The organism is Sphingomonas sp. EU05-FHT14C10, assembly GCF_058790595.1.
Genome location: NZ_JBYTEN010000004.1, coordinates 81,111 through 95,437, shown reverse-complemented (window position 1 = coordinate 95,437; position 14,327 = coordinate 81,111). Strand labels below are relative to the sequence as shown.

Below are 14,327 nucleotides of genomic sequence, written 5' to 3'. Positions count from 1 at the left end.
GTTAGAAATCGACGGCTATGCCTTTCAGTTCCCAGTCGCCGTAGCGCGTCGGATCCTTGCCCAGCGGGTCGCTTCCGGGCTGCGCGACCGGCTCCGGGCGCGGCACGGGCGGACTCTTCGTCAGGTAGGCGGGCGGCTTCACATGGGCTGGCCGGCGGCTCATCGCATTTTCTTTCGGCTGTTGCGGGCGTGGTCGCTTGCCCCCACATTGGGCGCGAGGAGGCGAGGACGCAAGATGAACGGCTTCAGGACGACCATACTGCTGGCGGCGCTGACGGCGCTGTTCATGGCGCTTGGCTATACGCTGGGTGGCAGTGGCGGTGCGGCGATCGCGCTTTTGGTCGCTGCCGGGATGAACCTCTTCACCTTCTGGAACGCCGATCGGATCGTGCTGGCCATGCACAATGCGCGCGAGGTCGACATGGCGAGCGCGCCCGAATTCGTCGGCGTCGTGCAGGGGCTGGCGCAGCGCGCCGGGCTACCGATGCCGCGCGTCTATCTGATCGACGACGATCATCCCAATGCCTTCGCCACCGGCCGCGATCCCGATCATGCCGCCGTCGCTGCGACCACGGGGCTGCTTGCGATGCTGTCGCGCGACGAGGTCGCCGGGGTGATGGCGCATGAACTCGCGCATGTCCGGCACCGCGACACGCTGGTGATGACGATGGTCGCGACGATCGCCGGTGCAATCTCGATGCTCGCCAATTTCGGGCTGTTCTTCAGGGGCGGAGACGATAATCGCGGCAATATGCTTGCCAGCCTCCTCGCCGTGATCGTCGCGCCCTTCGCCGCGATGATCGTCCAGATGGCGATCAGCCGGCAGCGCGAATATGGCGCCGATCGCGGTGGGGCGGAAATTTCAGGCAATCCGCGCGCGCTTGCCTCGGCGCTCGCCAAGATTTCGAACGGCGCGGCGCGCATTCCCAATCCGGTGGTCGAGCGCAACCCGGCCGCCGCATCGCTCTATATCGTGCCGGCGCTCGCCGGTGGCGGCGACAGCTGGTTCTCGACGCATCCCGACACGCAGAACCGCATCGACGCGCTCGAGGATATCGCGATGGAGATGGGTCAGCTTCCCCCGCCGCCATCCTCGCCTGCCGGCCCGCGCGCCTCGGCATTGTCGCCGCTTCCCGTCCGCCGGCGCGGCAGCGCCCTCGATCCGCTGCGCCGCAATTGAGCGCGCCTTCCGAAGCCCCCGGCGTCGCAACGCGCCGCGCCGCGCTGCGCCTGCTCGATTCGGTGCTGCGCCAGGGCCGCGCGCTCGAACATGCGCTCGGCCCCGCGACGCGCGAGCTGGAGCGTGCCGACGATCGCGCGCTCGCGCATGCCATCGCGGCTCAGGTGCTGCGCCGCCTTCCCGATCTCGATGCACTGATCGACAGCGCCACGCAAAAGCGGCTGCCCGATGACGCCAAGGCGCGCTTCGCGCTGCGCATCGCGCTTGCGCAGGCCCTGTCGCTCGGCACCCCGCCGCACGCCGCGATCTCGACGGTGCTGCCGCTCGTCGACGGCGGCCCGCGCAAGCTGGTCCACGGCGTCTTCGGCGCGCTTATGCGCCGCAAGGCGGTGCTCGCCGAAACCCCGTCGCTGCCGCGCAACGTCGCGCTGCGCTGGGGCGAGGCCTGGGGCCGCGACATGGCCGATGCGGCCGCCGAGACAATCGCCGCGCCGCCGCCGCTCGATCTGACGCTCGTTCCCGGCGCGCTCGCGCCCGATGGCCTGTCGCTGGCTCCCGGCCATGTCCGCATCGCGTCCAGCGATGTGACCGCGCTCCCCGGCTATGCCGAGGGCGGCTGGTGGGTGCAGGATCTCGCCGCCTCGATCCCGGCGCGGCTGCTCGGCCGGGGCGAGGGCCGGCATGTGCTCGATCTCTGCGCCGCGCCCGGCGGCAAGACGATGCAGCTCGCGGCGGCCGGCTGGCGCGTCACGGCGGTCGAGCAGGCGCCAAGTCGTCTCGCGCGACTTCGTGAGAATCTCGCGCGCACGAGCCTTTCCGCCGATCTGGTCGAGGCCGATGTGATGCAATGGGCGCCCGCCGCCCCCGTCGATGCACTGCTGCTCGATGCGCCGTGCAGCGCGACCGGTATCTTCCGCCGCCATCCCGATGTGCTTTACCGCGTCCGCGCCAAGGACATCGCGGCGATGGCCGAGGTGCAGGCGGCGATGCTGGCGCGCGCGGCCGATTGGGTGAAGCCCGGCGGGCAGCTGATCTACGCCACCTGCTCGCTTGAGCCGGCGGAAGGCGAGGCCCAGCTCGCGGCCTTCCTCGCGGCCCGGCCCGACTATCGGCTCCAGCCCGTCAATCCCGCCGAACTGCCGCAAAATGTCGTGCCGACGGCGGGGCATGTCCGCACGCTTCCGACGATGCTGGCGGGCCAGGGCAGGCTCGACGGCTTCTTCGTCGCGCGGCTGATTCGTCAGGGCTGAAAAGCCGCTTTCAGTCGCTTGCCCCGATTCGCATGCCCGCGTAAGGCATGGCATCCATGACGTCGCCAGTTCGCATCGCCCCTTCGATCCTTTCGGCCGATTTCGCGCGGCTGGGCGAGGAAGTGCGCGCGATCGACGCGGCCGGGGCCGACTGGATCCATGTCGATGTGATGGACGGCCATTTCGTCCCCAACCTGACGATCGGGCCGGGCGTGGTGAAGGCGCTGCGCCCGCACACGACGAAGCCGTTCGACGTCCATCTGATGATCTCGCCGGTCGATAATTTCCTCGATGCCTTTGCCGAGGCGGGCGCGGACAACATTACCGTCCATCCCGAGGCCGGCCCCCACGTCCACCGCACCGTCCAGCGTATCAAGGCGCTGGGCAAGTCGGCCGGAATCTCGCTCAACCCGGCGACCCAGATCTCGACGCTCGACTATCTGATCGACACGATCGATCTCGTGCTGATCATGAGCGTCAATCCCGGCTTCGGCGGCCAGAGCTTCATCGACAACCAGCTCCGCAAGATCGAGGCCGTGCGCACGATGATCGATCTGTCGGGTCGTGACATCCGGCTGGAGGTCGACGGTGGCATCGATGTCGAAACCGCACCCCGCGCGATTGCGGCGGGTGCCGACGTGCTGGTGGCCGGCACCGCGACCTTCAAAGGCGGCCCATCGGCCTATGCGGATAATATTCGCGGCCTGAGAGGCGGGTGACCAAGGTCACCCCGATCGATCCCGCCGCCGATGGGATCGAGGAGGGAAAGCGGCTCATCCGTCTCGATGGCGAGAAGGGCCAGTCGCTCGCCGAGCGCGCCGCCAATGCCTTTAATCGCCTGACCTGGCGCACGCCGCTCTACAGCTTCCGCCTGCGCGGCCGTTTTCCGCTCAAGCTGCGCGCGGTGCCCGACGATCCGATCATCGGCGATCTGCGCGCGGGCCAGTCTATGCTCGGCGGCGTGCTCAGCTATCGCGGCGAGAAGCTGGCGATCCGCGATCTCGATTTCGCGACGCTTGCGGTCTCGCCGGGGTTCGCCGCTTATCTGCACAGCTTTGCCTGGCTGCGCGATCTGTCGACTGCGGCGACGCGCGAACAGGGCGTTCCCGTGGCCGAGGCGATCATGCGCCGCTGGCTCGCCGTCCATGGCGATCAGGTCGGCGGCACGGCGTGGCGTTATGACGTCACCGGCCAGCGCATCCTGTTCTGGGCCGCGCATGCGCCGCTGATCCTCTCGTCGCGCGATCTGATCTACCGCTCGTCGGTGCTCAACGGACTCGCCCGCTTCGCCCGCCATCTCGATCGCGGTGCCGATCGGGCGCCGCCGGGGCTGACGCGCGTCGCCGCATGGTCGGGCGTGGTCGCGGCGGGCCTGCTCATCCCCGGTGGCGAGCCCCGCCGCCATTTCGGCGAGGACGGGCTGACGCGCGCGCTGTCGAGCGCCTTCTACGACGATGGCGGCACGATCGATCGGTCGCCGACGGCTCTGCTCGACGGTATCGCGCTGCTCACCCTGCTTCGCGCCGTCTATGACGCCCGCCGCGAGGAGCCCTTGCCCGCGATCCAGACGGTGCTGTCGCGCGCGGTGCCGGCATTGCTCGGCGTCACCCACGGCGATGGCGGGCTGACCAGCTGGCAGGGCGGCCTCCCGATCGATGCCCAGCGCGTCGCGACGATCGTCGAGGCCAGCGGCGTGCGCGCCCGGCCGCTCCGTCAGGCGCGCGACTGGGGGTATCAGCGGCTGGCCGGGGGCGCGACGATGGTCAGCGTCGATGCCGCGCCGCCGCCGGTCAGCCGCTTGTCGGACGGCGGCTGTGCGTCGACGCTTGCTTTCGAGATGTCGGACGGTCCCAACCGGCTGATCGTCAGCTGCGGCGGCGCGCGCCATCGCGGCGCGACTTTGCCGGCCGAGCTTGCCGAGGGGCTGCGGACCACCGCGGCGCATTCGACGCTGGTGCTCGGCGACAGCAATTCGACCTCGATCCATGTCGACGGCAGCCTCGGGCGCGGCGTCGGCGAGGTCGAGATCGACCGGCAGGAAACCGAGGCGGGCAGCCGGCTCGAAGGCAGCCACGATGGTTATGCGCGCAAACTTGGCTTCACCCACCGCCGCCAGATCGCCCTGTCCTCCGATGGTCGCGAACTGCGCGGCGAAGATGTCCTGATCCCCACGGGGCGCAAACGCTTTCGCCGCTCGACCGCTTTCGCGATCCGCTTTCACCTCGCGCCGGGGATCGAGGCGACGCCCACCGCCGATGGGCAGGGCGCGCTGCTCCGCATTCCGGATGGCGCGCTATGGCAGTTCCGCGCCGCCGGCGGCGGACTCGCGATCGAGGACAGCCTGTGGGTCGATGGCGCCGGGCGGCCACAGCCGACGCTCCAGCTCGTCGTCAGCGGCGAGACGCCGGGCGGCGGCACCAATGTCGGCTGGCTGTTCCGCCGCGCCGGCTGACCCCGGCGCCGCGCCCGACGTTCGAACGCTGTCCTACAGCCGCCAGCCGATGTTAGGCTTGGGTCCGGCTCATGCCGGCCCGTTCTTTGACATCGCCCCGGCTTCGAAGTTGAGAAGACCCCTCCAGCCTCTCAACTTTGTCAACTTCCAGATGCAGGAATGGCGGAAAACCGTCATTCCCTACACGAGGCATCGTCACGCTGCCTCGTCATTGCGAGGAGGCGAAGCCGACGAAGCAATCCAGCAATCTTCGACGTCGTTCTGGATTGCTTCGCTATGCTCGCAATGACGATACAGGGATGATCGGCGTCAGATCGACTTGATCAGCCCGCCTTCGGCGCGGATCGCGGCGCCGTTGGTTGCCGCTGCAAGCGGGCTCGACAGATAGGCGACGAGGCTTGCGATCTCATCGGCCTTGATCAGCCGCTGGAGCAGCGAGCTCGAACGATGGAGGCGGAAGAATTCGGCCTCGACCTCGGCGTCGTTCGCCTTCGGATCGGATGCGATGCTGCGCAGGAACTCGAAGATTCCCTCCGACTGCGTCGGCCCGGGCAACACGCTGTTGACGGTCACGCCGCTGCCCTTGGTGCGTTCGGCCAGCCCGCGCGCGACGGCGAGCTGGGCGGTCTTGGTCATGCCGTAATGAACCATCTCCTCGGGGATGGAGAGCGCCGATTCGCTGGCGATGAAGATCACGCGGCCCCAGTCGCGCGCCAGCATGCCGGGGAAATAATGGCGCGACAGGCGGATGCCGCTCAGCACATTGACCTCGAACAGGCGAAGCCAGTCGGCGTCGCTGATCTCCTCGAAAGGCTTGGCTTCGTAGATGCCCAGATTGTTGACGAGGATATCGACCTGCGGAAGCGCCTTGATCACGGCCTCGGCGCCCTCGACGGTGGCGAGATCGGCGACGATCCCGTCCGCATTCTCGGTCGCGGCGACTGCCTTGTCGACGCCGGCCTGACCGCGCCCGACGATCGTCACCTTGGCGCCTTCGCGGCCCAGCGTCTGTGCGATGGCGAGCCCGATTCCGCCGGTCGATCCCGAAACAAGCGCCGTCTTGCCGCTCAACTGGAGATCCATGGTCATGTCCTTGTCTGGTGGGGGATGGGGAAAGCGCCATCTGGGGACGCGCGAGACGGGTTCAAGGACGGTTGCGACACCGCGCCGCGCGGCCTATGGCGCGCGCCATGAGCGACATCAGGATCACGCGCGCGCTGCTCTCCGTCTCGGACAAGAGCGGCCTTGTCGAACTGGGCCAGACACTGGCCCGCCACGGCGTCGAGCTCGTCTCGACGGGCGGCACCGCCAGGGCGCTTCGCGATGCGGGGCTCGTGGTCAGCGACATTTCGGACCTCACCGGCTTTCCCGAGATGATGGACGGCCGCGTCAAGACGCTTCACCCCAAGGTGCATGGCGGCCTGCTTGCGGTGCGCGACGATCCCGAACATGCGGCGGCGATGGCCGCGCACGGCATCGGCGCGATCGATCTGGTGATCGTCAACCTCTATCCCTTCGCGCAGACGGTGGCGAAGGGCGCGCCGCGCGACGAGGTGATCGAGAATATCGATATCGGTGGTCCCTCGATGGTCCGTTCGGCGGCGAAGAACCATGCCTATGTCGCGATCGTCACCGATCCCGCCGACTATGCCGAACTGAGCGCCGAGCTCGATGCCAAGGGCGGCGCGACCTCGCTCGGTTTCCGCAAACGCCTTGCGGCCAAGGCCTTCGCCGCGACCGCGACCTATGACGCGATGATCTCGCAGTGGTTCGCCTTCGCCGACCAGCAGCAGCTTTTCCCCGATACGCTCGCGATCACCGCGAAGCGCGGCGACGAGCTCCGCTATGGCGAGAATCCGCACCAGAAGGCGGCGCTCTACATCCCCGTCGGGCCGCATGCCAAAGGCATCGCGCAGGCCGAACAGCTCCAGGGCAAGGAGCTGAGCTACAACAATTACAACGACGCCGATGCCGCGCTGGAGCTGGTCGCTGAATTCCGTGACGGGCCGCCGACGGTGGTGATCGTCAAGCACGCCAATCCCTGCGGCGTCGCCAGCGCCGATACGCTGCTCGAGGCCTATGAGGCGGCGCTGGCCTGCGACAGCGTTTCGGCTTTTGGCGGGATCATCGCGGTAAACCGGCCGCTCGATGCCGAGACTGCCAAGGCGATGACCGGCATCTTTACTGAAGTCGTCGTCGCGCCCGATGCCGATGCGGAGGCGCGCGCCATCTTCGCCGCCAAGAAGAATCTGCGCCTGCTGCTCACGGGCGAACTGCCCGATCCCGCGCGCGGCGGATTGATGCTCAAATCGATCGCCGGCGGCTTTCTCGTCCAGTCGCGCGACAATGGCCGCGTCACGCACGACATGCTGAAGCTCGTGACCAGTCGTGCGCCGACCGAGCAGGAGCTGGCGGACGCGCTCTTCGCCTGGACAGTTGCCAAGCACGTGAAGTCGAACGCCATCGTCTATGCCAAGGGCGGTAGCACGGCCGGCATCGGCGCGGGGCAGATGAATCGCCTCGAATCGGCGCGCATCGCGGCGTGGAAGGCAAAGGACGCGGCGGAGAAGGCCGGCTGGGCCGAGCCGCGCACCATTGGTTCGGCGGTCGCCTCGGATGCCTTCTTCCCCTTCGCCGACGGGCTGCTCGCAGCCGTCGAGGCCGGCGCGACGGCCGTGATCCAGCCGGGCGGGTCGATCCGCGACGAGGAAGTGATCGCAGCCGCAAACGAGGCCGGGCTGGCGATGCTCTTTACCGGGATGCGTCACTTCCGGCACTGAGCGGGCGGAGCGGCGGCGCTTCATCGCCGCCGCGCGCCGGCTCGGACGGCGTCCGCTTGAACAGCACGCGATCTTCCTCGGTGAAGCCGCGCTTCCAGATCACCGCGCAATAGACGGCGAGGATCCCGGGGATGCCCAGCGACAGCTCGGCCCATTCGGGCAGTTGCGTCGCCGCTTCGCCAACGATCACCGCCGCCGCCGACGCCCAGATGATCGGCCAGCGCCAGCCCGATACCGGTGCGCCGAGCAGCCGGCCGAGCAACCGCGCCTTGACGATCGACGCGCCTGCCAACGCCAGCGCCAGGGCGACGGCGGGCCCTGCGGCTGCGATCTTGTCGTCGCGCAGCGCAGCACCGTCGTCGGCGAAGCTGTGGAGCGCGAAGATCAGGACGAAGGACAGCAGCGCCTGCACTGCGATCATCGCCAGCGAGATCATCAGGTTGCGGTGGCGCGCGATATAGATGAGCGCGGCTTCGGACACGACGGCGGTCGCCGCAACGACTTCGGCGGCGAGCAGGAAGGCGAGCGCGCCGGTGCCGCCGACGAAATTGGGGCCGACAAGGCCCATCACGCCTTCGCCGGGAATACCGAGCGCGAGGCCAATTCCCGCCTGCGCCGCGATGATCCAGAAGCCGACCTGGCGGACTTGCTTCGCGACCGCCGGCTTGTCGCCTTCGGCGAGCTTGGCGGTGATGACGGGGCCGAGGATCGGATCGAAGCTGGTTTTCAGCTTCTGCGGCAGCGAGGCGACCTGCTGGGCGACATAATAGATGCCGACGATCGCGGGCGAGAAGAACAGACCAAGGATCGCGATGTCGATGCGTCGCGATCCCCATTCGACCGCATCGGCGGCGGCGAGCGGCGCGTTGCGTTGCGCCAGCCGCCACAGCCGCCCCGGATGCGGCGTCCAGCCCCGCGGCCAGCCATAGCTGCGCGCGAGCGGGATCATCGCGGTCACGAAGGCCGCGACCATCGACAATACATAGGCGAGGATCAGCCCGTCGCGCGTCGAATAAAAGGCGAAGGCGAAGGCGCCGATGCTGATTGTCCAGGGCTCGACGATCGCGCGCGCGCGCACCGTCGCCCCCACATCGCGTCGGTACGCCAGCGCCGCGAGAGCGATGTCGGCACCAGCGATAAAGAAGATGATCAGCGGCAGCAGCCGGTCGAGCCCGTCAATCCCGCTGTTGGGGAACATCATGCGGGGAACGAGCGCGAGGATCGCGCCCGTCACGGCCGAGAGGATGAGGGTGACGACCAGCGCATCCCACACCGCATGGCCGTGGCGGTCGTTATCGGTGCGCGTCAGCTGCAGCGCCAGCCCGCGCTTCAGCCCCAGGGTCGATATCTGCGCCGCAAACTCGACGACAAGCACGGCATAGGCGAAACGGCCGAGTGCTACGTCGCCATACCAGCGGCCGGCGATGAAAAGGAAGGGCAAGCGCGCGGCAAGCCGCAGCAGGAAGCCGAAGAAATTGGTCCTCCCGCCCTTTGCGAGCGCGGCGATATCGCCTTCGCCCGTCTTTGTGGCTTCTGCCCCCATCAGCTTTCCTTAAAGGCGGACGCGGCGGAGCGCCAGATCGCCTGTCGCACCGTCAGTGCGCAGCGCCCCAGCTCGCCCCGGTGCCGATCTCGACGCCCAGCGGCACGCTGAGCGCGACGGCGGGCAGCGCGGCATTGGCCATCACGTCGCGGATCACCTCGCTCGCGGCCGCGACATCGCCTTCGGGTAGCTCGAACACCAGTTCGTCATGGACCTGCAGCAGCATTTTGACCCGGGGCAGCCCCGCCTCGGCCAGCGCGGCATCCATGCGCGCCATTGCGCGCTTGATGATGTCGGCGCTGGTGCCCTGGATCGGGGCATTGATCGCCGCACGCTCGGCGCCCTGGCGTTCGTGCTGGGTCTTGGAGTTGATCCGGCTGAAATGCGTCTTCCGCCCGAACAGCGTCGTCGTATAGCCGGTCTCGCGGACATGCGTCAGCGTCTCGGCGATATAGCGGTTGATGCCGGGGAAGCGCTCGAAATAGCGATCGATCATCGCCTGCGCCTCGTCGGGCGTCACGTCGAGCCGGCCGGCCAGCCCCCAGCGCGAAATGCCGTAGAGGATCGCGAAGTTGATCGTCTTGGCGCGCCCGCGCGTGTCGCGGTTGACCTCGCCGAACAGCTCTTTCGCGGTCAGGCTGTGGATATCGTCGCCGCGCGCGAAGGCTTCCTTCAGCGGCGGCACGTCGGCCATGTGCGCGGCGAGGCGAAGCTCGATCTGGCTATAGTCGGCGGAAAGGATGACGTTGCCCGGCTCGGCGACGAACGCGTCGCGGATCTGCCGCCCCGCCTCAGTGCGCACGGGGATGTTCTGCAGATTGGGGTCGTTGGACGAAAGCCGCCCGGTCTGCGCGCCGGTCAGGCCGTAGCTGGTGTGAACGCGCCCCGTCTCGGGGTTGATCTGTTCCTGCAGCGCGTCGCTATAGGTCGACTTGAGCTTGGCGATCTGGCGCCAGTCGAGCACCTTGCGTGCGATCTCTACGCCCTCGCCGGCGAGCCGTTCAAGCTCGTTGACGTCGGTCGAATGAACGCCGCTCTTGCCCTTGCGCCCGCCTTTCAGCCCCATGCGGTCGTAGAGGATCTCGCCCAGCTGCTTGGGGCTGCCGATGGTGAAGGGGCCGCCGGCAAGCGTGTGGATTTCGCCTTCCAGCGCCAGGATCTGCGTCGCAAATTCTGAAGACAGCCGGGTCAGCACGCCGCGATCAACCTTGATCCCGCGCTGTTCCATCCGCGCTAGCACCGGCACGAGCGGCCGATCGACGCGTTCGTAGATGCGCGTCACCTGCTCGGCCGGCAGGCGTGGCTTGAACCGCCGGTGGAAGCGCAGCGTGACATCGGCGTCTTCCGCCGCGTAGCGCGTAGCGCTGCGCAGATCGACTTCGTGGAAGCCAAGCTGCTTCTTGCCGGTGCCGACGACGTCCTTGAAGGCGATGCATGTGTGGCCGAGGTGAAGCGCGGCCAGCTCGTCCATGCCATGGCCGTGGAGGCCGGCTTCCAGCGCGAAGCTCATCAGGATCGTGTCGTCGAAGGGCGCAAGGCCCATGCCCGCGCGCGCCAGCACGATCATGTCATATTTGAGGTTGTGGCCGATCTTGAGGACCGACGGATCCTCGAGCAACGGCTTGAGCCTGGCGATCGCCCCCGTGCGATCGATCTGCACCGGCGCGTCGGAAAGCAGGTCGCGGCCGACATGGCCGATCGGGATATAGCAGGCCTTGTTGGGCGCCAGCGCCAGGCTGACGCCGACAAGCGTGGCACGCATCGGATCGATCGAATCGGTCTCGGTATCGACCGCGACGAAGCCCTGCGCCGTCGCTTCGGCGACCCAGCGATCGAGATCGGCTTCGCTGACCACCGTCTGATAGGCGTCGTGATCGCAGGGCGGATCGTCCGAAACCGCGATCGGCGCGGCGGGTGCGTCGCTGCCCGGTGTGGGGACAGGCCCCGGCGATGGAGCGCCGCCGAGCTTGGCGACGAGCGAACGGAAGCCATGATGTTCGAGGAAAGTGCGCAGTGGCGGTTCGGGAATGCCCTGCATGGCCAGATCGTCGAGCGGCTCGGGCAGCGGCACGTCATCCTTCAGCGTCACCAGCAGCCGCGAAAGCCGCGCCATGTCGGCATGCTCGATCAGATTGTCGCGCAGCTTGCCGGCCTTCATGCCCGGCGCGGCGGCGAGCACCGATTCCAGGTCGCCATATTCGCCGATCAGCTTCGCCGCGGTCTTCGGGCCGACGCCGGGGACGCCCGGTACGTTGTCGACGCTGTCGCCCATCAGCGCGAGCACTTCGCCTAACTTGTCGGGGCCAACGCCGAACTTTTCGACGACATAGTCGGGGTCGATGCGGCGGTTGTTCATCGTGTCGAGCATGTCGACGCCCGGCTCGATCAGCTGCATCAGATCCTTGTCGGACGAGACGATGGTCACCGACCAGCCGGCGGCGATCGCGGCCTTGGCATAGCTGGCGATGATATCGTCGGCCTCGAAACCCTCCTCCTCGATGCAGGGCAGCGAAAAGGCGCGCGTCGCGTCACGGATCATCGGGAACTGGGGCACCAGATCCTCGGGCGCGGGCGGGCGGTGCGCCTTGTACTGGTCGTACAGCTCGTTGCGGAAGGTGTTCGACGACTTGTCGAGGATCACCGCGAGATGCGTCGGACCGTCGGCCTTGTGCAGGCCGTCGGCGAGCTTCCACAGCATCGTCGTATAGCCATAGACGGCACCCACCGGCTCGCCATGGATGTTGGTGAGCGGAGGAAGCCGGTGATAGGCGCGGAAGATGTAGCTCGATCCGTCGACGAGGTAGAGATGGTTGGATGCCATCGCGCGGGGATAGCCCAAGCCGCGCGTTCGGGCCACAGCTTCGCGCAAGCGTCGGTTAATGCCGCGCCGCATAAGAGGAGCGCATGATCGACAGGCGATATTTCATCGGCGGACTGGCCGCGGCGATGGGTTCGGCGGCATTCGCCATGCCGCCCGCGAACGGCTTCGTGTCGCGCCGGATCAGTGTGGTTGCGCGCGGCGCGGGGCCGGATGTGATCCTGATCCACGGCCTCGATTCCTCGCGCGCCGTATGGAACGGCACGGTCGCCGCCATTGCGGGCTATCGCTGGCATCTCGTGCAGATCGCGGGTTTTGGCGGGCTGGCGGCAGGGGCCAACTCCGACGGCCCCATCGTCGCGCCCGTCGCTGCAGAGATTGCGCGCTATGCGCAGTGGGCGGGGCTCGATAAGCCCGCCGTGATCGGCCATTCGATGGGCGGCACGATCGCGCTCACCCAGGCGATCGATCTGCCGCAGAGCCTCGGGCGGCTGATGGTGGTCGATATGCTGCCCGCGCCGGCAGCATTGCTCGGCCTCGATTCGGCGATGGGCGGCCTGTTCGCTTCGCTCGCGATATCGCTCGGCGGCGGCGATCCGGGCATGATGCGGTCGTTGACGCGCGCGCTCGGTGGCGGTGAGGACAGCGACGATCGGGTAACGGCCAATGCCCTGCGCGAGCTGGCGGGCCTCGACCTTGGTCCGCGCCTGCCGCGCATCGCGACGCCGCTGACGGTGGTCTATGCCGAGCCGCCTGCCGAGGTTGCCGATCCGCGCCTCGTCGCCGCGCGTTACCGTTCGGCTTATGCAGCGGTGCGCGGCGCCCGTCAGGTCGGGATCGCGGACAGTGGCCATATGGTGATGCTCGATCAGCCCGCGCGCTTCGCAGCGGCGGTCCGCGCCTTCCTCGCGCAGACGTAGAAAGGGGCGCCCGCACCGGCGGACGCCCCCTTCCGATCCTAAGATCGATCCAGTCCGGATCAAGCGAAGGCGATCTTCGCCCGGCGACGGCGCACCGCGCCGCCGATCATGCCGAAACCGGCAATGAGCATCGCCCAGGTCGTCGGCTCGGGCACGGCAAGGAACTGACGCGTCATGTCGGCAGTCGAGAAAGTGTAGTTGGGGTTGGCGAGGACATCGACTGAGACGTTCCAGCCGATCGCGTCGAACAGCGCGAGGTCCAGCGCGGTCGTCTCGTCGGTCAGCCCGTTGCAGATATACGGGTTCATGATGCCTTCGAAATTGGCGCAGCCGCCGCCGACGGGCTCCTTCCAGTGCGAAGCCTGCCAGCCGTCGCCCGTATAGGTGCCGGTCGAGAACAGGCCGCCCATGAAGGCCGTCGCACCGCCGTCGATCGAGAAATAGGAGTCCTGGTTGGGACGCCAGTCGAGACCGTCGGCGCTGTACCGGAACATGTCGAGGCCATAGCCCCACCAATATTGGTCCGGGTTGAAGCCCGTCTGGCCGTTACTATAGTCGAAATCGTCAGCCGCGCTGACGAAGCCCAGCGCATGGCCGATCTCGTGCACCGCCACGCCGACGAAATCGTAGCTGCCGGCCGAAATGCCGTCGAGCGGATTGAAATCGAAGTTGAAGGTGTTCGAGAACTGCACCTCGCCGTCGACGCCGCCGCTGGTCAGCCCCAGCGCCTTGGCGTTGGCGGTGGTCAGCGCGATGGTGTTGGCGATAGCCGTGCCGTCGGGCGTGAGGCGCGATGTCCCCACGTCGACGCCGTCCTGCGTCGCCGGATTGACGTAGCCCGGAACCAGTGCGGAAACGCCGCCCGACGCGCTGAGCGGCGCGAGGTTCGCCACGGCCTGCGCATCGAGCGCGCTGTTTCCGGTGGCGGCGAGGGCGTTGTAGTAATCGCTGATCGGCACATAGGTCAGAAGGGTGCTGCCCGTGCTGCCGAGCACGTTGGGGCCGAGGTCGGAGAAACCGATATTGAGATTGATCACCGCGTTGCCGGTGAGCGTCTTTTCCCAATAGGACGCGGCGATCTTGAAGCCGAGTTCGGCCGGGGACCCGGTGACGCCGCCGAGGTCGATCAGGTTGATGGTGATGGCGTTGGCCGGCGCGCTGGCGGTCAGCGCGGCGGCGGCGGTAAAGCAGAGCAATGCAGACTGGATTTTCATGTCTTCCCCCATGAAAGCCGGCACGACCGCAGCCTTTCGACTCCGGGACCGGTAACGTTAAGAAAACCTTAACAAATATGAAGGAGTCAAGCATGCGCGAGGCGGATTTGCGTCCGGATGCCGCAAAATGAGACAAGATGAACTAAAGTTCATGGAGCGCAATAAAAAGG

At 67.5% G+C, this 14,327-nt stretch carries 11 protein-coding genes; 6 read left to right on the top strand and 5 right to left on the bottom strand.

Annotated elements, in window-relative coordinates; translation table 11 throughout:
- Position 1 precedes the first annotated feature (1 nt).
- Positions 2-163 (bottom strand): DUF1674 domain-containing protein, encoded by a 162-nt coding sequence (locus AC3WT0_RS06420; RefSeq protein WP_492752328.1) that lies wholly within the window; start codon positions 161-163, stop codon positions 2-4.
- Between the two features lie 72 nt (positions 164-235).
- On the opposite strand from AC3WT0_RS06420, the gene htpX reads away from it, so the two are divergent.
- The 4 genes from htpX to AC3WT0_RS06400 are packed head-to-tail and all read left to right on the top strand — an operon-like array spanning position 236 to position 4,882.
- The gene (gene htpX, locus AC3WT0_RS06415; RefSeq protein ID WP_492752326.1) at positions 236-1,180 is read left to right on the top strand and encodes a zinc metalloprotease HtpX; all 945 of its coding nucleotides are present in this window, start codon (positions 236-238) and stop codon (positions 1,178-1,180) included.
- Entirely contained in the window at positions 1,177-2,430 is a 1,254-nt protein-coding gene (locus AC3WT0_RS06410) for an RsmB/NOP family class I SAM-dependent RNA methyltransferase (RefSeq protein WP_492752325.1), read from the top strand. Before htpX ends, AC3WT0_RS06410 begins: the two co-directional genes overlap by 4 nt.
- Before the next feature lie 56 nt (positions 2,431-2,486).
- A complete protein-coding gene (gene rpe, locus AC3WT0_RS06405; protein ID WP_492752324.1) occupies positions 2,487-3,149 on the top strand; it encodes a ribulose-phosphate 3-epimerase in 663 nt (220 codons plus the stop codon).
- Complete coding sequence (locus AC3WT0_RS06400) at positions 3,146-4,882, top strand: heparinase II/III family protein (protein WP_492752322.1); 1,737 nt, start codon at positions 3,146-3,148, stop codon at positions 4,880-4,882. Before rpe ends, AC3WT0_RS06400 begins: the two co-directional genes overlap by 4 nt.
- A gap of 309 nt (positions 4,883-5,191) precedes the next feature.
- On the opposite strand, the gene AC3WT0_RS06395 is transcribed toward AC3WT0_RS06400, so the two are convergent.
- Positions 5,192-5,965, bottom strand: a complete 774-nt coding sequence (locus tag AC3WT0_RS06395; RefSeq protein ID WP_492752321.1) for an SDR family NAD(P)-dependent oxidoreductase — start codon at positions 5,963-5,965, stop codon at positions 5,192-5,194.
- Between the two features lie 107 nt (positions 5,966-6,072).
- On the opposite strand from AC3WT0_RS06395, the gene purH reads away from it, so the two are divergent.
- Positions 6,073-7,662, top strand: coding sequence for a bifunctional phosphoribosylaminoimidazolecarboxamide formyltransferase/IMP cyclohydrolase (purH, locus tag AC3WT0_RS06390; RefSeq protein WP_492752320.1), 1,590 nt, complete (start codon positions 6,073-6,075; stop codon positions 7,660-7,662).
- On the opposite strand, the gene AC3WT0_RS06385 is transcribed toward purH, so the two are convergent.
- Both AC3WT0_RS06385 and polA read right to left on the bottom strand, forming a co-directional pair.
- The gene (locus AC3WT0_RS06385) at positions 7,634-9,205 is read right to left on the bottom strand and encodes a lipopolysaccharide biosynthesis protein (protein ID WP_492752319.1); all 1,572 of its coding nucleotides are present in this window, start codon (positions 9,203-9,205) and stop codon (positions 7,634-7,636) included. The two genes, purH and AC3WT0_RS06385, sit on opposite strands and share 29 nt — an antisense overlap.
- 52 nt (positions 9,206-9,257) lie before the next feature.
- On the bottom strand, positions 9,258-12,026 hold the full coding sequence (polA, locus tag AC3WT0_RS06380) for a DNA polymerase I (RefSeq protein WP_492752318.1): 2,769 nt from the start codon (positions 12,024-12,026) through the stop codon (positions 9,258-9,260).
- 83 nt (positions 12,027-12,109) lie between these two features.
- On the opposite strand from polA, the gene AC3WT0_RS06375 reads away from it, so the two are divergent.
- The gene (locus tag AC3WT0_RS06375; protein ID WP_492752317.1) at positions 12,110-12,943 is read left to right on the top strand and encodes an alpha/beta fold hydrolase; all 834 of its coding nucleotides are present in this window, start codon (positions 12,110-12,112) and stop codon (positions 12,941-12,943) included.
- A 59-nt stretch (positions 12,944-13,002) separates the two neighbouring features.
- Here the strand turns inward: AC3WT0_RS06375 and AC3WT0_RS06370 are convergent, their stop codons facing one another.
- Positions 13,003-14,157 (bottom strand): NF038122 family metalloprotease, encoded by a 1,155-nt coding sequence (locus tag AC3WT0_RS06370; protein WP_492752316.1) that lies wholly within the window; start codon positions 14,155-14,157, stop codon positions 13,003-13,005.
- Positions 14,158-14,327 lie beyond the last annotated feature (170 nt).

Coding starts and splice junctions, on each gene's coding strand:
- polA (WP_492752318.1), bottom strand. CDS start 12,026: ATGGCATCCAACCATCTCTACCTCGTCGACGGATCGAGCTACATCTTC.
- purH (WP_492752320.1), top strand. CDS start 6,073: ATGAGCGACATCAGGATCACGCGCGCGCTGCTCTCCGTCTCGGACAAG.
- AC3WT0_RS06420 (WP_492752328.1), bottom strand. CDS start 163: ATGAGCCGCCGGCCAGCCCATGTGAAGCCGCCCGCCTACCTGACGAAG.
- AC3WT0_RS06370 (WP_492752316.1), bottom strand. CDS start 14,157: ATGAAAATCCAGTCTGCATTGCTCTGCTTTACCGCCGCCGCCGCGCTG.
- AC3WT0_RS06375 (WP_492752317.1), top strand. CDS start 12,110: ATGATCGACAGGCGATATTTCATCGGCGGACTGGCCGCGGCGATGGGT.
- rpe (WP_492752324.1), top strand. CDS start 2,487: ATGACGTCGCCAGTTCGCATCGCCCCTTCGATCCTTTCGGCCGATTTC.
- AC3WT0_RS06395 (WP_492752321.1), bottom strand. CDS start 5,965: ATGGATCTCCAGTTGAGCGGCAAGACGGCGCTTGTTTCGGGATCGACC.
- htpX (WP_492752326.1), top strand. CDS start 236: ATGAACGGCTTCAGGACGACCATACTGCTGGCGGCGCTGACGGCGCTG.
- AC3WT0_RS06385 (WP_492752319.1), bottom strand. CDS start 9,205: ATGGGGGCAGAAGCCACAAAGACGGGCGAAGGCGATATCGCCGCGCTC.